This is a genomic window from Halalkalibacter urbisdiaboli, from assembly GCF_002156385.1.
GTDB classification, from domain to species: Bacteria; Bacillota; Bacilli; order Bacillales; family Bacillaceae_D; genus Halalkalibacter_A; species Halalkalibacter_A urbisdiaboli.
In genome coordinates this window covers 1,054,517-1,074,977 of record NZ_MVJM01000002.1, presented here as the reverse complement: position 1 = coordinate 1,074,977, position 20,461 = coordinate 1,054,517, and the positions used below count along the sequence as shown (strand labels likewise).

The following is a 20,461-nucleotide window of genomic DNA, read 5'->3' as shown; positions in this document are numbered from 1 at the left end:
TAAAACTTTTTTTGGGGGTATTTATATGAAAAAGAAATTTTTACTTACAACAGCAGCGGCTGTCTTATCACTAGGTGTTTTAGGTGCTTGTGGCGCACCAGCTGAGGAAGGTCCAACAGATGAGCCATTAACAGAAGATCCAGCAGGCGGTGTAGAAGATCCGGCAATGGATGAACCAATTACAGAAGAGCCTGTTGAAGAAGAAGGCATCGTTGACGAAGAAGTAGAAATTGAAGACCCTGCATCAAATGATGAAATTGAAATTGAAGAAGATGAAGTAGAACAAGAAGAAGAGGTCGTTGAATAATACATCCTCTTGAAAACCCTGTGCACACAGGGTTTTTTTTTCTGTTCAAGTAAAGCTCTTTACAAAAGTTCGCCCTCATAATATTCTGAAAATAGAAATATGCGCAAATGAAGAGGGGGAAGCCTTTAATGAATGATCCAGCCGTTATTGAACAAGAAACGCGACAAAAGAAATCTGCCTCACAAAAACAAACGAAGTCAAAGGCACGCACAGTACTTTCTTCATCGCTGGCAACGGGTTTCTTTCTTTCAACCTCCATTCTAGTAGAGGGGGCTTTAGGTGATCACTCCTTAGAGGGGGGGATGAAAGCTAACGATGTCAAAGTGCTTCAGCAAGCATTAAAAGAGCAAGGCTATTTTACATATCATACGGCAACCGGCTTTTACGGGGATATCACGGTTGAAGCAGTAAAAGCATTCCAAAAAGCAAACAACTTATCAATAACTGGTCGTGCTACAGTAGAAACGTTACAGCAATCAGTAAAAAGCGCATCAGCAGCAACAAAGTCATCTGTTTTGCGTCAAGGCTCAACCGGTCAAGAGGTAAGTGAGTTACAAAAGCTGTTAAAGCAAGCAGGCTACTATAAGCATGAGGTTAATGGACAGTACGGTCGAGTTACAACGGAAGCGGTAAAAAGCTTTCAACGCAATCAAAAACTAGCCGTAGATGGAATTGCTGGTCCAAAAACAATTACGGCTCTTCAAAACATAACGGCAATGACAATCGAACCCGTTTCTAATGTATCAGAGCCAAAACCAGTGCTACGTTCGGGCTCCTCTGGACAAGCTGTTCAGGTATTACAAGAGCGATTACAGCAATTAGGCTATTATAAAGAAAAAATCACAGGTCAATTTGATACGAAAACAAAGGAAGCAGTAAAAACGTTCCAGAAACAAAACCTCCTAACCGTTGATGGTGTTGTTGGTCCGAAAACATGGGCTGTCCTAGAATCAGCCAAGGCAGTAGGTACAACTCAACAGGCACAACCCATTCTAGCAGCTGAAAAAACTGCAACAACGACGCTATAAATCGGAGCAAGAGGAGCGGATGTTACAAATCTTCAAAAGCAGCTGAAGCAGCTAGGTTTGTTTAATCAAGAGCCAACCGGTTATTTTGGCACGGTAACAGAGCAAGCCGTTCGTGCCTTCCAACGCCAACAAGAAATCAAAATTGATGGGATTGCTAATAAACTAACACGGCAGCTTTTAAATGAAAGAACATCGCTCTCGCCAACGACAGGCGAGTTCAACGTTATGAATCTCGTCGCCGATGCCTCTGAACAGCTTGGAGTTCCTTATCTATGGGGGGGAACCACAGCTGAAGGCTTTGATTGTAGTGGCTTTATTCAGCATGTATTTTCGAAAAGCGGCATCCAACTTCCTAGGACAGTTGCTCAGATGTGGGAGATCGGTAAGGGAGTAGACGAACCAAAAATTGGGGATCTCGTCTTTTTTGAAACATACACCGCAGGCCCGTCTCATGCTGGTATTTACATCGGCAACGATCAATTTGTTCATAGTGGCGCCACGAGTGGTGTTTCGATCGGAAGTATGCAAGCGAAGTATTGGAAAGACCGATATATGGGAACGAAACGCATGTATTAGAAGGAAGAGTTTGTTGTTTTTCAAGCTCTTCTTTTTGGTTTCCGTGCATAATCCTTTTTGTAAAGGTAAAGATTTCTTCCCGAAAATAAGACAATATTATCATTAAAATGACATGATATTGTGTTAGACTTTGCATAGACAACTAGAGTCAAGCAATATGCATTCTATAAATCCACTAAACGATGAATTCTAGTTTCTTTTCGATTTGCTTGCGACTCTTGTTAATAAGAAATTGGAGTGATTCGATGCAATGCCAAAATTAGTGATAGTACTCTTTTATCTTGTGATGTTTATCGCTTTCTCGCTTCAGATTAATCCACCTACTGCCAAAGCGCAAAGTTCGTTTCCAGACATGCCAAGCTTCGGGCAGGAGGAGATAAATCGTTTAGCCAAAGACGCGATTTTAAAAGGGAACCCTGATGGAACATTACGTCCACACGCACCGGTTACAAGAGCAGAAGCGATGACGATGATTGGACGAGCCTTAAATCTAGCAGAGCAGAACGGTGAAACACCATTTTCGGATGTTCCTGCGAATCATTTTGCATCGGGGTACATTTCCTCAGGGGCAGCACTTGGGATTATTAAAGGAACCGGAGAAGGAACCTTTGAGCCCTCCCGAACGATTACTCGCGCTGAGATGGCTATCATCTTAACGAGAGCATTTGAGCTAACTAGCACAAGACCTGATGTAATCTACCGGGATGTAAATGCCAATACGTTTGGCGCATATGCAATTAATGTGATCACAACAGCACGAATCTCAGCAGGCTATCCAGATGGAAGCTTTGCGCCGAAAAATGGAACATCAAGAGTTGAATTTTCTTTGTTTTTATCTCGCGCGATTTATCCTGAATTTAAATTACCTGAGTACGAACCACGAAAAGATGTATTAGAAGCCAATATCACACGTGCTGTCGTTTACAACGCATCGGGTGGTTTAAATGTTCGTTCAGGTCCAAGTACAAGTGATGCGATAGTTGGCAAGCTTCAAAATGGAGATAGCGTAAATTATTTTAATACGAGTGGGAATTGGGCGGTCTTTACATTTGAAGGAAAAACAGCATATGTATCCCTCTCTTATCTACATGTCCCATCAACATCTAGCTCTAACTCGGTAACCGGTAAAGTTATTGTTCTTGACCCAGGCCATGGAGGAAAGGACCCGGGAGCTGTTTCGTTTGGAGTCCGTGAGAGTGATGTTGTGTTAAGCGTTGGATTGAAATTAAAGAAAAAGCTAGAAAATGCAGGCGCAACAGTCGTGATGACACGAGAGAAAGATGTATTTCTAGAATTAAGTGAGCGAGTCGCGATTGCGAATAATAAAAAGGCCGACGTGTTTGTTAGCATCCATGCAAATGCTGCAGCAAGTAGCTCAGCAAATGGAACCGAAACATTTTGGAATAATTTAAATGCAGGTGCTGATAGTAAGAAGTTAGCTGAGGAAATTCAGAAGGAATTGATTTCAAAGCTAAAAACGCGTGACCGTGGAGCGAAAGAAGGAAACTTCCACGTAGTAAAAAATGCAAAAATGGCAGCAGTGCTCGTTGAACTCGGTTTTTTGACGAATGAAGCAGAAGCAAAAAAACTTGCAACATCTTCCTTTCAAGAGGATGCTGCTGAGGCGATCTATCAAGGTATCGTAAAGTTTTATAAATAATAGAAAGCCAATGGAGCCTAGAGGTGTCCCAAAAGGTAATATACCTTTTGGGACACCTCCTTTAATTTCAGATAAAAACATGACGAATAACCCTTATTAGCGTTAGGTATAAATTACCATTTCTATAAAACTCGTATTTTTAACCAGAAAAGCTAATGAATTCAGCTTGTGTTCAACTTGAAAAAACAGGATAATAGAGTTATAGACGGGTCAAAAAACACATACGAATGAGGGTGGACAGCTGTGAGTAGAGAGTTAAAATGGATCTCGTTTCTAGCAATGCTAGTATTCAGTCTCCTCGTCTCACCGACGATTCAGGCTGAGACTGTTGATAGATATATTGTTGGCTTTGATGGGGAAATCGACAACCATATATTGAAGCCCTATGAAGAACGGATTTTAAGTCATTTTGAATCAATAACTGCAGTTGCGGTTGAGCTTACAGAAGAAGAAGCACTGAAATTAAGCAAGACCCCAGAAATTGAATTTATTGAAAAAGATGATCCGGTTCAAGTTCAAAGCCAACAGATCGATTGGGGTGCTGTAAAAATACAAGCCCCATCTGTATGGAAAAATGGACTATCCGGTAAAGGGGTAAAAGTGGCAATCATTGATACGGGAATTGATACGAATCATCCTGAATTAGATGTTGTAAAAGGTGTATCCTTCGTATCATCTACAACATCATTTATCGATGATAACGGTCACGGCACGCATGTAGCAGGAATTATTGGGGCAAAAAATAATCAAAGTGGCGTTATAGGGATTGCTCATGAAGTAAGCCTTTATGCTGTAAAGGTGCTAGATCGCCGAGGAGAAGGGTATACATCGAATGTTATTGAAGGTATTGAATGGGCATTGAAGCAAGAGGTTGATTTAATTAATTTAAGTATGGGAGGACGAACTAAATCAGCATCACTTGAAGCCATATTAAATCGTGCCTATGAACAAGGTGTACTTGTCATTGCGGCTGCTGGGAATGAAGGCACAAGTGATGGCGCAGGGAACACTGTTGATTATCCAGCTGCCTATGAAAGTGTAATCGCCGTTGCCGCAGTCGACAAACAGGATAAACGCGCACCATTCTCAGCGACAGGCGTAGCCGTTGAGGTCGCTGCACCAGGAGTTAGCATTTATAGTACGTATTTAAATCAATCCTATAAAGTAGACAACGGAACATCAATGGCTGCACCACATGTAACTGCACATCTAGCTCTTTTAAAACAAGCATATCCGCGTGCGACACACATAGAGCTAAGAAAAATGTTACAGCAGCAAACCATTGATTTAGGAGAAAAGGGACGAGATCCACACTTTGGCTACGGGCGTATAGAAATACCGGCCGATTTAAAAGAAGTACAGCTACCTCCAGGACGGCCAACAAATGTAAAAGCTGTAAAAGTTAAAGCAGAAAACGAACAACAGGTTGATTTTGAAGTAAACATCACATGGGAATCACCGAGTGAACAACACCCATGGATAAAGTATTCGATTTATCGCAACAATAAGTTAATTACAACTGTCGAAGGTGATGTTCAGCAATATGTTGACCGCGTCGTCGCAGGTACGTACACGTATTCCGTTACTGCAGTAAACGAAGAGGGGAAGGAATCAGAAAAAGCTTCTGTTACGCTGACAGTGTCAGAAGCAAATGATGGCAAGTCGATTTCTTCATTTACGGATGTCAACGGAAACGAATGGTTTGCTGCCCCACTTTATGATTTAGTAGAACGTGACATCATCCAAGGCTATCCTGATGGAACAGTCAAGCCATACCAAACGATTACACGTGCAGAAGCAGCAGTCATGATGACAAGAGCTTTAGGATTAAATGAAGTACCGTATGAAGGAGCTTTTCCAGATATTCGTTCACAAAGCTATACAGCGAATTATATTCAAGCAATGCTGAATCAGCGAATTTTTGGCGGTTATCAAGATGGAACATTTCGTCCGCATGATTTAATAGCAAGAGGAGAAGTGGCAGTCATCCTAAATCGAGCATTTACTTTACGGGAGAAAAAGTCCGTTAGCTTTCACGATGTTTCTCCTGAATATTTTGGGTACTCATCCATTGTACTTGTAGCCAATGCAAATGTTGCAGCAGGCTATCAGGATGGAACATTTCGCCCACGTAATAGTGTAACAAGAGCAGAATACGCAACGTTTTTATCACGAGTACTAAATCAATAGAAAAAATATAATAAACCAACCGAAAAGTTGAAACTTTTTCGGTTGGTTTTTCGTTATATATAGGAAGACAAAAACACGCCCACTACCCATGGACGTGTCAATAAGTTTAATAAAGAGCGTTGTATAAAATTTTTGAGAACTCAGCACGAGTGACTTGGTTAGAAGGACGATACGTACCATCTTCAAATCCTTTAACAATACCACTTGATTGTAAAGCTGAGATTTCTTTATGAGCCCAATTTGATGAATCAACATCAGAGAATAACAAGTCATCAGACTCAGAAACCGTTAAATCAAAAGCTTTTGCAAATAATACGGCAATTTCATCGCGAGTGACTGGTTCATTTGGATTAAAGGCATCACCAGCTAAATAAGAGAAATAGCCTGCACGATCAGCGGCGGCAATTGCCCCAACTCCCCAGTGCTCATCTGATACATCAGAAAAACCATGTACTCTAGACGATGTATCTAATCCAACAGCTCGGCTAAGCAATGCAGCAATTTGCGCGCGAGTAAGCTTGTCATTAGGGCCAAATTTATGATTACCATATCCAGAAATAATCGATTGTACGCTTAATTTCTTAATTTCATTAAATGCCCAATGGTTTGTAGCAACATCGTGAAATTCGCCTTCTCCAAGGATACGTTTAGGCTGTTCTTCGACTTTAGCTACAGCAGCCTCTGTTTTTTCTTCTTTAATTACTCGCTTAGCACCTAAATAACGCGGGCCCCAGTAATATGGGTCATTAACAGAAGAAATCGTAATTCCTTTTGATGAAGAAGCGTGAATAAATTTACCGTCACCTACATATATTCCTGAGTGGGATGGACCTGGCTTATATGTTTCGAAAAACACCAAATCTCCTTTTTGTAAGTTGGCTTTTTTAACAGCCTCACCAGAATTATATTGTTCACTCGCTGTACGTGGCATTTTCACGTCAGCCTTATCCATTACGTATTTAATGAAACCAGAACAATCAAAACCACTTGGAGTCGTACCTCCAAACTTGTAAGGAACTCCAATGTACTCCTTAGCAATTTTGACAACCTCATCTTGCGTGCTACTAGCCATAACAGGCTGTAAAGGTCCAAGTGTTGAGATAATTAATAGAAAGGCTAGTATCGGTATAAGTTTCCTTCGCATATAAACACTCCTCGTATAGGTGAAAAAATTCAACAGCATCTATCAAAAAAAGATGTTTAATTTGTCGTGATTTGGGTAATTTCGTTAGTACGAGACTAAGTCTACCATATAAATCTATGATCTTATGTTACAAGTTCTTAACAAACGTGTAATAGAGGGTGTAATCTTTTTGGAGTTTAATGGTAGAAAATTAGATTTACATAGTGAAAGGGGGAATGCAAAATAGAGTTCATTTCATATTATATATAGTAGAAAAACAGATAAACAGGATTAGTAATGAGCAATTACGGGTTAATTATGGGAACATATGCCAACAAAAATTTTACAATTTTTATTGAAATCTATGTAAAATGTTGTAGAATGAAGTAAGTTGCTAGTCCAAGCAAGTCGACAACAAAATATAAGAAATATGTGATAGACTTGACATATTTTTTAAAATGGTTGACATTACTAGGATTGGTAATTATACTATTCTTGCAAGCATTACATCTTGGTAGTTACTAAGATTTAAGAGCAGTCTATCTGAGTATCTAGTAAGGAACTCACTATTATCGCTATTTATTACTATCAACGACATCACATCATGGCTCGTCAAACATCATGATAGTAACGTGCTCTTAATTTTTAGTAGAAAAAAGTACAAAAATGTACATAAATTTAAAGGAGGATTTACCCACATGGCTTATCAACCTAAGTCTTACCGTAAGTTTTTAGCTACATCAGTAGCAGCAGCAATGGTAGCATCAGTAGCAACTCCAGCAGCAGCAGCGTCATTCACTGACAGCATTCCTGCTTGGGCAGACGAAGCAGTATCTTATTTAGTAGAGAAAGGTGCTATCGATGGCCGTTTGGACGGTTCATATGACGCTAGCGCATCAGTAACACGTGGTGAAGCTGCAAAGATTCTTGCTGTCTCTCTTGGTCTTGAAGTAGATGCAAGTGCAAAAGCAGATTTCGCTGACACTGAAAGCCACTGGTCTTCTGCATTTGTTGCAGCAATCCAAGAACAAAAACCAGGCGTAATCAACGGTTACAGCGATGGTTCATTCAAGCCAAATGGCAAAATTACTCGTCAAGAAATGGCGAAAATGATTGTAGAAGCTTATGGCTTAGAGCTTAACAAAAACGCTGACGTATCTTTCGCTGACAACACTGGTTGGGGTAAAGATTACGTTCAAGTATTAGCTAGTCTTGGTGTAGCTGAAGGTGTTGCAGCTAACGCATTCGGTCCTAACCAAAACGTAACACGTGCACAACTTCCTGTATTCGTTCACCGTACAGAAGTTCCTGAAAAGCGTGTAGAAGTTAAACAAAACAATCTAACTGTTGAATCAGCAAGTGCTATTAATTCAACACAAGCAGTTGTTGAGTTTTCAAGTGAAGTAGGTGCTGTTGAAGCTACTAATTTTGCTGCGGATAACGGACTTACAGTTGTTGATGCTGAAGTAAGTGCAAGCAATAAAAATGAAGTTAAATTAACTTTTAACAAGGCTTTTGAAGATAACGAAACTTATAAGGTTACTGTGGATGGCGTTACATCTGAAAGTGGCTTAGAATTAGCTGAAGCTACTGATGTTGAATTCACTTATGAAACATCTGAAGTTGCTGAAGTTGCTTTAAATAAGACAAACTTCAACTCTACTGGTAGTGTTGGTGAAAATGCAGTTGAGTTACTAGATTCAGTAACTATTAAAGATGGTCTTGGTCGTAATATTACATCTGAAGTTATTGGTAACGATAGCTATAATGTGACTGTAGCAACTACTGATACTTCAATTGTAAATAATGGTGTAGTTGTAGAAAATGCAGAAGGTTCTGCTTATGTAGAAATTAAAGTTTCTGATTCAGAAGGTAAACTTTTAGCAACAACTGGTGCAGTTCAAGTAACTGCTGCTCCTTATGAAGCAGTTTCTTTAGATGGAGTACATGTAGGTGAATCAGTAGTTGCTAGTGCTTATGAAACGTTAAAAGAAGAAGATAAAGTGAAAACTTCTGTACAAAAGTCTGCTGTAGACAAGGTATTAAACGTTTATGCAAAAGATTCAGCTGATACAATTGTAAAAGTAAATCCTGCTGATGCAACGATTACTAACTTAAACCCAACTGTTGCAACAGTTTCTGTTGAAGGTGGAAACTTTGTAATTGACCCAGTTTCTACTGGTACTGCAAGTGCAAAAATTAAAGTTGGTAAGTTTGAAACTACAGTTACGTTTACTGTAACTGCTGATGCTAAAGTTACTTCTGGTGAATTAGATAAGTCTTCTGTTACATTAACAACAGATGCGTCTTCTCCTTCTAATACTGATACAGTAAAACTTACTCTTAAAGATCAGTATGGTGAAAAGATTGCTGCATCTGGAGATTTCTCTATCTCTGCAAGTAAGTCAGGTGTTGTTGGTGATTTAGCAGTTAACACTACTGAAGACGTAGGTGTATATGAAATTCCATTAAGTGCTGTTGCTAATGGTTCAACAACAGTAACAGTTAAAGCGAAAGATGCTGATGGTAAAGATATCTTTACAAAGTCTTTCTCAGTAGCTGTTAAGGATTTTGGTACTGCAAGTAAGTATGACCTAGTTGTTACTTCTTCATCTGCTGATTATTTAGATGCTGATGATGATACTAATGACACTGGTAAAGATGCAGTGGATAATAACGTAGTATTTGAATTATTCAAGGTTGACTCTGCTGGTAACAAGGTTGCTTCAGTTGCAATAGATGGTACAGATAATTTCTTGAAGTTGGATACTGGTGCATTATCTGATGAAGAAAAGGCATTATTAAGCCACACTGATGGCAAACTTGCTTTAGATACATTATCATTTGCTGATGCTTCTGATGCTGTTTTAACATTAGTTAACTCAGGGACTGTAAAAGTAAGTGCAGTTGTTGGTGGAGTTACAGTTGACAACATTAATGTTTCTTACAAGAACACTGATTCTGTTGCTTCAAAAGCTTCTTTAAGAACATCAAGTGTTGTAGCATCACTTGGTAAAGTTTCAACTATTGATGAGTTACTATTTGGTAAGTATAGCAGCTCTAAGTATACAGTTAACCCATTATTAACTGTTCAAGATCAATTCGGAGCTACTATGAAGTATAACGTTGCTAACTCTTCTGTTGAAAGTACTTCAGTTAAGGGTCTTGCTAATGGTGTAACAGTTTCACCAAGCACTCGTGTAACTAACTTAAATAATGTAACTGTAACTGATGGTGTTATTAGCCTTAACGAAGGTAAGACATCAGGTTCATTTACTCTAGTAATTTCTGCTGTTGATACTGTTGATGGTTTATCTGCTGTAGTTAATAAAGATTTATTAGCTAGCCCAGTTGCAATCACTGTTTCTGTAGTAGAGTAATTTATAAAAAAACCTACCCTATATGGGTAGGTTTTTTTGAATTACACAGAACCTTTATATTAATATCAAATTGAAATTACTAATATCTCCCCTCTTGCACTACTATCCCAAATCTTGTAAGATTAGCTTTGTACTACAAGATATTAAACTATCACTAGATTACAAGATGAGGTGTTTTTGATTGAAGCATAAGATTTTGATTTTGTTTTTATTATGTTCGTTGCTTGTTGTGATTCCGATGGCGTCAGTGAGTGCCAATACTGCGAAGACATTGACGTTGGTTATTAATACAACTCAAATGTATGATGGGGATCGCTTGATTCATGCTCAAGCTCCGCATGTGGTGGAAAAGGGTGTGACGTATTTGTCGTTGCGATCTTTGGCGAATTATCTTGGATTGTCGATTCGTTATGGGTCTGGAAATCGGGAATATGTGTTAAGTGGTCATAATCACGAATTCCGTTTTGTTGTTGATTCGAATACGTATATGTATAATGGGGTCCGTTATTCTTATGAAGGTCATGGGAAAACAATGATTATTCAGCCGAAGACAACACCTTCCTTAATGGCACCGATTCGACCTATTTTTACACATTTAGGAGCGACCTTTAATCCGAATATGAAGGAAAATCGTGTAACGGTTCATTTCCCGCCAACTGATGGAGGAACGACACCTGAGCCTAAACCGGTACCAAAACCAGAGGCGATTTTTACAACGGATAAGTCATCGTACATGATTGGCGAGTCGATTCAGTATCAGGATAGAAGTAAAAATGGTGGCAGTGAGATTATTCGACGCACTTGGACAAATAATCAAGACGCCTTTTTTGAACCTGGTACGCAAACGATAACATTAGAAATTCAAAATAAAAATGGACAAGTGAGTCGCACGTCTAGAACGATTACTATTACAAATGAAGTTCTCTACACGAAGCAGCAATACGATTTAATGCGATTACCAATTGGTGATAAGCTAGCAGTTGATCGCGCAGGTGTTTTAGAATTTAAGCAAGTCCCTTATTCGATTGAAGAGAAGGATTTTACATTAGTTCGTGCCAATAGTCCTGAACGAATTACCCGAGAAGGGATTCATTACCGTGATGATTTATCAGGTGATGTTCGGTTTATGATTCATAAGGTCAATAATCGTCTCGTTCCTGCTAGACTTTATTTAATAGCAACGAACAAAAGTAGAACGAATACAGCTTCCCTAACAGTTAACAATGTTGGTGTAGGTGGGCCATCCCAATATGTCTCATCTGCAGGGAAAGCAGCAAGTGGTAGATATTTAATAGATTTACAAAGCAGTCGTGCGAGAGAAACGATTGAGCTGCCTCCTCGGAATACACGAGTAGTTGCTCAGGAGCTTACGACGCTGATTCAACCCAACTATACCATTTCCGCTTATGTAGATGTCCATTCTGATCAAGAGGTCGAATACCGAGTGATTGCTCTTGACCAAGACACTTCTTTGGAAAGTATTTTACCGTATTTAACTGGTGTCGATGTTCCTAAGGACGGGATTCATACAAGAGGTACGTTTGAAAAAGGAGAGCGTGTGTTACAGGTAAGTGAGCTTGTTGGCTCAGACAATCAACGTATGGTTCTCACAGATGGTACAATTGATGGATTTATTGAAGGCGTTGATGGAATGACTGGACAGGAAGCAAGGAACCCTGGAAACTACGGTGTACGTTATCAAATCAAGTTTGATCGTGTGGCACCAAATACGGCTATTTTGTTAAATCCACGAGGTGGGCATTATGCAGGAGCATTCCTTGTGAACAATAAAGTTGTTTACACGACGACAAAAAGTATCCTTCAAAGTCCACATGAAGCAGGAATTCTTTACCGGACTGGAATGAATGAAGAAAAGGTTGAGATTACCTTTATTCCAGCGGCCGGAAGTAATTTACCTGTGAATCTATTATTTGTCCCACTACAATAAAAAAGTTTTCTAAAAGAGCCTGTAACGTGACAGGCTCTTTTTTTTCGTTGTTTAGGAAACTATGGATGATTGGTTTGTGGATAGGAAACAAGCCGGTTTGCGCATTTGTTGTTCTATACATAAACGAGCATGACATCAATCGTCGAAAATGTTAGAACTTAAGAGAATGGTAACGAATTGCGCAACAATTTGACGAGTGTTTTTTATATTGGAGTTAGGAACGATATGGTAGTATTTTCATGTAAACATAGAGAGGGGGAAGTAGAATGAGAGCATTTATTTTATGTTTTATATTATTAATAAGCGTGATGTTTCCTATTGGTACCGCTGAAGCAAATTCAGAGCAATTCATTATTATTAACAAATCAACAAACAAGCTAGCCTTTTTTCAAAATGGGGAGCTAGAGAAAATATACCCAGTCGGAACCGGGAAGACGGATGACCTTACGCCAGAAGGTACATTTGAAATTGTCAATAAAATTAAAAACCGTCCCTATTATACGGATAATATTCCAGGTGGGGACCCAAGAAATCCACTAGGTGACCGATGGCTAGGCTTGAATGCAAGAGGAACATATGGAACGACTTATGCGATTCACGGAAATAATAATCCAAGTTCGATTGGAAAATATGTAAGTGCTGGCTGTGTGCGTATGCATAATGACGATGTTCACGAGCTATTTGAAAAGGTAAACAAGTACACGAAGGTGATTATTTTAAAGTCATCTCGTTCGTTTGAAGAGATTGCAAAGGCACATGGGTATTCGCTCCTACCGGAAATTGAAGTCACTATCAATGGCAAGAAGCAAAGCTATAGCCAAGCTCCTTTTATTAGAAATGGTCGAATTTTTGTCCCAATGAGAGGGATTTTTGAAGAGCTTGGAGCGACGGTAAGCTGGAAGGCATCTACTAGAACAATAACGGCAACGAATCACAACACGACCCTGCAAATGACAGTTGGTTCAAAGCGTATGGTCCTTAACGGAAAAGAAGTAACAATTGATTCTGCTCCAGAAATCCGTAACGGGCAAACCTTTGTCCCGGTAAGAGTTGTGAGTGATGCATTAGGGGCTTCAATAACATGGGATCAGGTGAACCGTCACGTAACGATTACTGGAAAAGTAGAGCCAAAGCCTGAAACACCAAAAGAGCCTGAGCCGGTTAAAGCGAAAGTAATCATTAACGGCAAAGAGCAGGAATTCACTCAGGACCCGATTATTATCAACGGGGTAACAATGGTTCCGATGCGTGGTGTGTTTACGAGTCTTGGTGCGACAGTTGTCTGGAATCAAGCAGCGCAAACCGTAACAGCAAGAAAAAATGACACGGTCATAGAGTTAAAAGTAGATTCGACGATAGCGAAGCTAAATGGAGTCGACATACAGCTAGACCAACCATTGAAAAATATAAATGGTCATACCGTTGTGCCAATTCGGTTTGTGAGTGAAGCCTTAGGGGCAAGAGTAAGCTGGGACCAAGCGACACGAACAGTTGAAATCTTGGAATAACAAAAAGACACGGGCTTAGTAGAAACGGCCCGTGTCTTTTAGTGCTTGTACTAGCTTGGTGCAGCAATGTTCTTTTCTTCTTTGTTTTTTTGTGGAATGGTCTTGGGCTTTGCTCCAAAAATAATCCAACCTGATTTCCATTTATAAAGAAATGGATAGACGATAATCCATGAAACAAACAGGGCGCCGAGAAAGCAACCAGCGATGAATAGATGATAGGTCATCATGTCTCCTGTCATTGTAAACTGGTTTCTAAAATAGAAAAGGTACACAGGGTGGATTAAATAGATCCCAAAGGAAACAACCCCTAAATGAATAAGGAAATTCACAAACCAAGCAGCTACATGCTTATAAATCCAATAACAAATGAAAAAGAGGACGACAGCTGTCGTAATCGTATGTAAATTCCATAATAATGTAAAGATTTTTGAGTCAAAGCTCGCACCATGGACACGAACCATATGCCATAGCCAAATATGAGCTCCCGTTGCAGCGAACCAGCTTAGCCAAAGCAGTAACCAAACGAGTCCTTTTTTTGTTAGAAATTCAGAGCGGCTCATCGTTAGCCAACCACGAATGGATTCGTAATAGATACCTAGAAAGGCCCCGGTAAAATAATAGGCCATATACGACAGCGAGATGCTTCCGGTGTTCGGATATTGCCATACGTAATGGTTCATCAGCACAAACGCCCACTGTAAGACAAAACCAATCCAGATTAGATGCTTGGTCAATCGAGAGAAGCGTTGAAACAATAATAATAATAATGGAAAGATTAAATAAAACTGAATGCTAATAAACACGAAATAAAGATGAGTATAAGCATTTCCTAATAAAATTTCAGATGTGAATTGACTCCAAAACTCACTAAAGGTTGCGAATTTCTCAAACCAGCTTGAGCGTAGCCCAATATAGAAAATAGAAAAGACGAGATAAGGGATCATAATATAGAGCATTCGCTTTTTATAAAAATTTGCAAAAAGAGCTGGACTTAACGGACGGTTGTAATAGCTGTAAAACAAGACAAAACTACTTAATAAAATAAACGTGGGTGTTCCAAAACGGAAAAATGTATTAAGCGCGTTATACATCATAAATGAAAAGGAGTCAGGCTGTAATTGTACCGTTGTAATGGAAGTGGAATGCACCATGAGAACTCCAATGATTGCAATTGCCCTTACAATATATATTTCATCAACTCGTTGTTTGATGGCCACGGTTTCACCTTCTTTACTAGATTTGATTCTATTAGTGTACTAAAAGTTTGGAAATGTGAAAAGGAATCATTACTAAGTTTCCCAGTCGTCTACGTACAAAGAGCCTTAAACCAGGGACGGACTGGCAGTTTGATGATAAGGGCGAAAGCAGCTTAAACGGAATATTTTCAGTGATTGAAGGTCAGCCTACCGAATCAAGGAGAGGAAAAAGAGAATAATCATTTTGGAGACACGGAAAAAATGTGACAATCATTTTCCACGACATAAATAACGAACCATCCTATGCAATTTGTCAGCAAAAAAGTATTAATTTTTTTTAAAAAGATGCGAGAAATCTCAAAAATGTCTTAACACGAAATCGATGTATGTTTCGCTCAGGATTTGCTAAGATGGACGTAATAACCAGCAAAAGGAGGGACAAAGGATGAAGGTAAGAAAAGCCATCATTCCAGCGGCAGGCCTTGGGACACGGTTTCTACCTGCTACAAAGGCACAGCCGAAGGAAATGCTACCAATTGTTGATAAGCCGACGATTCAATTCATTGTTGAAGAGGCAATTGCTTCTGGAATCGAAGACATCATTATTGTAACTGGCCGAGGCAAACGGGCAATCGAGGACCACTTTGATAAGTCGTATGAATTAGAGGAAACATTGGCCCAACGTGAGAAATGGGATATTCTCGAGGAAGTACGTGTGATCTCCAACCTTGTTAACATTCATTATATTCGTCAAAAAGAACCGCTCGGACTCGGTCATGCGATTTCTTGCGCAAGTCGTTTTATTGGAAATGAGCCGTTTGCGGTTTTACTAGGTGATGACATTGTCAGAGCTGAGGTCCCTTGTCTCCGTCAGTTAATTGATGTATATGAAGCCTATCATGTGTCAGTTGTCGGTGTTCAGCACGTGAAGCTTGAGGATGTATCTAAATACGGAATCATTCATCCAACAGCTGAACCATTACGTGACCGTGTCTTTCCACTAATCGATTTGGTTGAAAAACCTACAGTAGAGGAGGCTCCGTCAACTTATGCGATTCAAGGGCGCTACGTCCTCCAGCCTGACATTTTTTCGATTTTAGCGGAACAGTCGCCTGGCGCAGGAGGAGAAATTCAACTGACTGATGCGATCCGAAAGCTAAATCAGCAGCAATCCGTCGTCGCTTATGAATTCAGTGGCAAACGCTATGACGTTGGTGACAAGCTCGGTTATTTAAAAGCTACCATTGATTTTGCGCTTGAGCGTGAAGAGCTACGTAATGAGCTGTTTTCGTATATGAAATGTCTTACTAAAACTCAGCTATAATATGAAAGGAAGAGCGCGATGAACATCACAGTTGTTGGTACAGGCTATGTTGGTTTGGTCACAGGCGTTGCCTTAGCTGAAGTCGGTCACGACGTTACATGTGTAGAGGTTGATGTACACAAAGCTGCAGTTTTAAAGCAAGGCATCTCACCGATTTATGAGCCAGGTCTACAAGAAATGATGAAAAGCAACATGCAACAGGGAAAGCTCTCCTTTACAAGTGAACACCGAAACGCCTATCGACATACAGATGTGGTCATCATTGCAGTTGGAACACCGCAAAGAGAGGATGGCTCAGCAAATCTTGATTACTTGGAGATGGCATGTCGGGACGTTGCTTTGTCCATTGAAGCCGACGTGATTGTTGTTGTCAAAAGCACCGTCCCAATCGGAACAAATGATCAAATGGAAGAAAAAGTGCGTGTCTGGACTGAGTATCAGGTTGAATTTGTTTCCAATCCTGAATTTCTTCGTGAAGGCTCAGCTATTCATGACACTTTTCATAGCGACCGTATTGTGATTGGGGCAAAGACAGATGAGGCGGGCCATAAGATTGAAGAAATGTATGAACCATTTCAATTGCCCGTGTTCCATACCGATCGCCGAAGTGCAGAGCTCATTAAATACGCCTCGAATGCTTTTTTAGCAACAAAAATTAGCTTTATTAATGAAATTGCTACCCTTTGTGAAAAGCTTGAAGCCGATGTAAGTGATGTGGCAAAAGGGATGGGGCTTGATCGACGAATAGGCACAGCCTTTTTACAAGCAGGGATCGGCTATGGAGGCTCATGTTTTCCGAAAGATACAGAGGCGCTCGTCCAAATTGCCGGAAATGTCACGTACGACTTTCTGTTACTAAAATCAGTTATTGAGGTAAACAATAAGCAACGCCATCTTTTAGTAAAGAAGGCAGAGGAGCGCTTCGGCCTATTAGCAGGCAAAAAAATAGCCCTACTCGGTCTCTCCTTCAAACCTAATACCGATGACATGCGTGAAGCGGCCTCGATCGTCATTGCAGAACAGCTTGTCGCCGCAGGAGCAAGCGTCTTCGCTTACGATCCCGTTGCCACTGAAGCTGCTAAAGCAGTATTACCGGCAGAAGTCGAGTACGCATCACTTGAAGAAACACTCGTGAATGCAGATGCCGCGATGATTGTTACCGAGTGGCCTCACATCAAAGGACTCTCATTCTCCTTTTATAAAGAATGGATGAAGGAAGCGATTCTCTTCGATGGGCGTAACTGCTACAGTGTTGAAGCAGCAGCGGAGGCCGGTGTTGAATACTACTCGGTTGGGCGTCCAGCTGTCACTCAAGAAAACCGTCTACCATTGTGATAGACGGTTTTTTCATGTACTTATCTTTTTCATGTTTACTTTTTTTTGAAGTATACGTCGTAAATGTAGGAGGGGGAAGATGAATGAAAAACAGTTTAAACAAATGATTGGACAGTACCTTGATGACGTTTTCTATTATTTAAGAAAAATGACTGCGTCTAAAGAGGATGCAGAAGACATTTTACAAGAAACGGTGTATCGATACTTAGTTTGTATGGAGAATAAGGAGGTTATAAAAGACAGGAAAAGCTGGTTATTCCGAGTGGCAATTAATCTTTATTATGATTTATACAGAAAACGAAAACGAAGGAATGAAATTATAGAACGGTTTATGAGGCATGATTTATGGGATGCTACAACCCCTGAACAGGTCATTCTTCAAAAAGAAACATGGAGACAGCTAGAAAAAATCTTAAATCAGCTGCCTTCCCGTTCAAAGGAAATATTGTTAATGAAGTATGTAGGCGGTCTAACGTATAAAGAGATTGCTAGTATTACAAGTCTTGAAGAAAGCTCAGTCAAAACAATGGCCTTTCGTGCCAGAAAGCAATTGCTATCAATCAATCATGGAGGGTTAGTTGATGACATATAAGAAGGAAGACCATTTTGATACACAGGCTCTTTATAAAAGGGCAAAAGCGAAAATGCTAATTCGAAATATCCTAACCGCGTTTATTGTAACGTTACTTACGCTAGTTGCCCTGTTTTATTTACAACAATTTTTGGTGCAACGGTCAATTACGTACTACTCTACTGCAGATTCTGCTTTAAGTTATATAAAAGGGGCAAATGTAGAAGTCCATGGAACGTCAGTTGAGTATAACTTTCTCCAAACGGCAACGACAAAAACGAGTAATATTAAATGGATGCGAGACATTCCTTACTTATGGAGCGAAAGTGAAAGGAATATAGCATTATTTGGGGTCAGTTCAAAAAAGCGACCTCCTGTATATATACCAACAGAGGATGCGACGTACTATGATAGCAAGCGAGTGATGAAGTTTGTTCACCCGGCGGAAGAAAAAGTCATTAATGATTTTCCGCATTTGCAAGAAATAGACGATACGTATTATGTTGAGTTAGGCTTATCCTTTGACCAAGCTTATAGCATAGAAGAGATACGAGCGGAATTAGGACCAACACTTGTACAATGGTACTGGGTTGAAACGGCGGAACAAGGCGGGTATGCAGATGATGTCTACGGTTTTTCTGGTTTTTCTGAAAAGGGGGCTGACACCTTTTTATATGTCCTTAATGAGCAATTAGTAAAGGATAACCCATATGAAAACATGATTCGTAGAGTAACTCTTCAGCTTACAAATTGGGAGAAACGCCCTGTTACGAAAGAGGACCTATCTATTATAGGAGCGGTTGTCGTTGGAACTCCACAGGAGCTTGAAGCTATTACGGATCATCCGATGATTAAATCGGCTTCACTTGGACTAACCTTAGCAAAATATTAGGCAACAGTAAGAAGGTCTTTATAAGACAACTTTTTTATAGAATGTTACAAAAAACCGAAACCTAATATTAACCATTACCGTAAGTATATTCATAGTGTAGAATATTATATGGAAAGGAAGGTATTTTATAGTACATCTAGAATAGTGACTACATTACTGGAAATTCAATCAATATTAGGAGATGATTTACTTGAAACGTATCGTAATTTGGACTATGCTCGTTGCCTGCATGCTAATGGCTGTATCACCTGTTCAAGCAGCAACAGCGAACACAAAAGTGAATATTGTTGTTGATGAGAAGCAACTGTCGCTAGATGTGGCACCGTATATTGAAAACAACCGCGTCCTCGTTCCAGTTCGTGGGGTATTCGAGAAGCTAGGACTTGGCGTTAGCTGGGACCAGAAGAATCGCAAGGCCGTTGTAACAGGTGAAGGGACTGATATTGAACTTAAATTAGGTTCAAAGAATGTAACAGTAAACGGGAAAGCAAAGGCGATTGATGTTCCTGTAACAATGAAAGACAATCGTCTCTTCATTCCATTGCGTTTTGTTGCCGAAAATAGTGGTGTATTCGTGAAGTGGAATCAAGCAAGCAAAACGGTTCAATTAAAAACAAATGTTGTCAAGGATACAGAAGGCTTCTTAAAGCGTCTAGCAGAAGTTGAGCTAAACAGCTTTAGCGGTGATATGCAAATTGAGCAAACGATGTCAATGGATAATGAAGTGATGACTATGATGCTGGATATGAAAATGGATATGATTTTAGATCCACTCGGTTACTATCAATCTATGTCCATGGAAATGGAAGGTTTAGAAGAAGGAATGACGACAGAGACATATTTAACAAAGGATGGATTCTTCGTGTTTGATTCGTCTTTAGGAAAATGGATTAAGTATGATGATGAAATGTATGAAGAGATAGTAGGCTTATCCAATCAACAACTTGACCCAACAGCACAGTTTGAGCTGATGACAAAGTATTATGAAAGCGTCGTTGTGTTAGAAAACGATGACACGTATGAGCTTCATATGTCAATTTCAGGAGATGGCTTCCAAGATTTATTAAGTGAGATGTTAGGTATGCCTGGACTTGGATTAGAAGGGGAAGACCTGTTTGGTGAATCAAATATTGATGTAAAGAAAATGGAAATCGTTTCTGTTTTGGACAAAGAAACACTCTTCCCGGTTGCTGAAAGCCTGGACTCAGTGATGAGCATTACAGTTGAAGGTGAAACAGTTGAAATTAGCCAAAAAGGAGAATTTTCTTATTCAAACCATAATGAGCTTGAGGAAATTGTAATTCCACAGGACATTATCGATGAAGCCATTTCGATGGAAGAAGCTCTTGCAGAATTTGAAGCAGAGTTCGAGCAAGCGAGTTAATTACATGATAGAGGAGCTGCCAAGTGAAGGGCGGCTCCT

The 20,461-nt window shown here is 39.8% G+C and carries 15 protein-coding genes; 13 read left to right on the top strand and 2 right to left on the bottom strand.

The genetic code is table 11. The features are described 5' to 3' along the window. The first annotated feature begins 25 nt into the window (after positions 1–25). The 5 genes from B1R93_RS12945 to B1R93_RS12925 all read left to right on the top strand — a co-directional run bounded on the left by B1R93_RS12945 (position 26) and on the right by B1R93_RS12925 (position 5,761). Positions 26–307, top strand: coding sequence for a hypothetical protein (locus tag B1R93_RS12945; protein WP_207634157.1), 282 nt, complete (start codon positions 26–28; stop codon positions 305–307). Positions 308–435: 128 nt separating this feature from the next. Beyond that, positions 436–1,335, top strand: coding sequence for a peptidoglycan-binding domain-containing protein (locus B1R93_RS12940; RefSeq protein WP_165763811.1), 900 nt, complete (start codon positions 436–438; stop codon positions 1,333–1,335). Continuing rightward, entirely contained in the window at positions 1,336–1,911 is a 576-nt protein-coding gene (locus B1R93_RS12935; RefSeq protein WP_280949486.1) for a C40 family peptidase, read from the top strand. It abuts the gene before it with no gap. A gap of 250 nt (positions 1,912–2,161) precedes the next feature. Continuing rightward, complete coding sequence (locus B1R93_RS12930; RefSeq protein ID WP_088104359.1) at positions 2,162–3,571, top strand: N-acetylmuramoyl-L-alanine amidase; 1,410 nt, start codon at positions 2,162–2,164, stop codon at positions 3,569–3,571. 243 nt (positions 3,572–3,814) lie between these two features. Further along, positions 3,815–5,761 (top strand): S8 family peptidase, encoded by a 1,947-nt coding sequence (locus B1R93_RS12925; RefSeq protein WP_088104358.1) that lies wholly within the window; start codon positions 3,815–3,817, stop codon positions 5,759–5,761. Positions 5,762–5,867: 106 nt separating this feature from the next. Here B1R93_RS12925 and B1R93_RS12920 read toward each other — a convergent pair whose 3' ends face one another. Continuing rightward, on the bottom strand, positions 5,868–6,905 hold the full coding sequence (locus tag B1R93_RS12920) for a C40 family peptidase (RefSeq protein WP_165763810.1): 1,038 nt from the start codon (positions 6,903–6,905) through the stop codon (positions 5,868–5,870). A gap of 677 nt (positions 6,906–7,582) precedes the next feature. Here B1R93_RS12920 and B1R93_RS12915 point away from each other — a divergent pair. From B1R93_RS12915 to B1R93_RS12905, 3 genes are all read left to right on the top strand, one after another. Then, positions 7,583–10,264 carry an S-layer homology domain-containing protein gene (locus B1R93_RS12915; RefSeq protein ID WP_088104356.1) on the top strand — a complete coding sequence of 894 codons (2,682 nt, stop codon included), beginning with the start codon at positions 7,583–7,585 and terminating at the stop codon, positions 10,262–10,264. Between the two features lie 181 nt (positions 10,265–10,445). After that, a complete protein-coding gene (locus B1R93_RS12910; RefSeq protein WP_088104355.1) occupies positions 10,446–12,212 on the top strand; it encodes a stalk domain-containing protein in 1,767 nt (588 codons plus the stop codon). Positions 12,213–12,478: 266 nt separating this feature from the next. Next, a complete protein-coding gene (locus B1R93_RS12905; protein ID WP_088104354.1) occupies positions 12,479–13,720 on the top strand; it encodes a L,D-transpeptidase family protein in 1,242 nt (413 codons plus the stop codon). Between the two features lie 50 nt (positions 13,721–13,770). Here the strand turns inward: B1R93_RS12905 and B1R93_RS12900 are convergent, their stop codons facing one another. Continuing rightward, positions 13,771–14,937 carry an acyltransferase gene (locus tag B1R93_RS12900; RefSeq protein WP_088104353.1) on the bottom strand — a complete coding sequence of 389 codons (1,167 nt, stop codon included), beginning with the start codon at positions 14,935–14,937 and terminating at the stop codon, positions 13,771–13,773. A gap of 424 nt (positions 14,938–15,361) precedes the next feature. Between B1R93_RS12900 and galU the strand changes: the two genes are divergently transcribed. From galU to B1R93_RS12875, 5 genes are all read left to right on the top strand, one after another. Then, positions 15,362–16,240, top strand: a complete 879-nt coding sequence (galU, locus tag B1R93_RS12895; RefSeq protein WP_088104352.1) for a UTP--glucose-1-phosphate uridylyltransferase GalU — start codon at positions 15,362–15,364, stop codon at positions 16,238–16,240. A gap of 18 nt (positions 16,241–16,258) precedes the next feature. After that, complete coding sequence (locus tag B1R93_RS12890; RefSeq protein ID WP_088104351.1) at positions 16,259–17,575, top strand: UDP-glucose dehydrogenase family protein; 1,317 nt, start codon at positions 16,259–16,261, stop codon at positions 17,573–17,575. 79 nt (positions 17,576–17,654) lie between these two features. Then, positions 17,655–18,167, top strand: a complete 513-nt coding sequence (locus tag B1R93_RS12885) for an RNA polymerase sigma factor (RefSeq protein WP_088104350.1) — start codon at positions 17,655–17,657, stop codon at positions 18,165–18,167. Continuing rightward, positions 18,157–19,038: an anti sigma factor C-terminal domain-containing protein gene (locus tag B1R93_RS12880; RefSeq protein ID WP_088104349.1), complete on the top strand. Its 882-nt coding sequence runs from the start codon at positions 18,157–18,159 to the stop codon at positions 19,036–19,038. The genes B1R93_RS12885 and B1R93_RS12880 overlap by 11 nt, the downstream gene beginning before the upstream one ends. Before the next feature lie 190 nt (positions 19,039–19,228). Then, positions 19,229–20,422 (top strand): copper amine oxidase N-terminal domain-containing protein, encoded by a 1,194-nt coding sequence (locus tag B1R93_RS12875; protein WP_165763809.1) that lies wholly within the window; start codon positions 19,229–19,231, stop codon positions 20,420–20,422. The last annotated feature ends 39 nt before the right edge of the window (positions 20,423–20,461 follow it).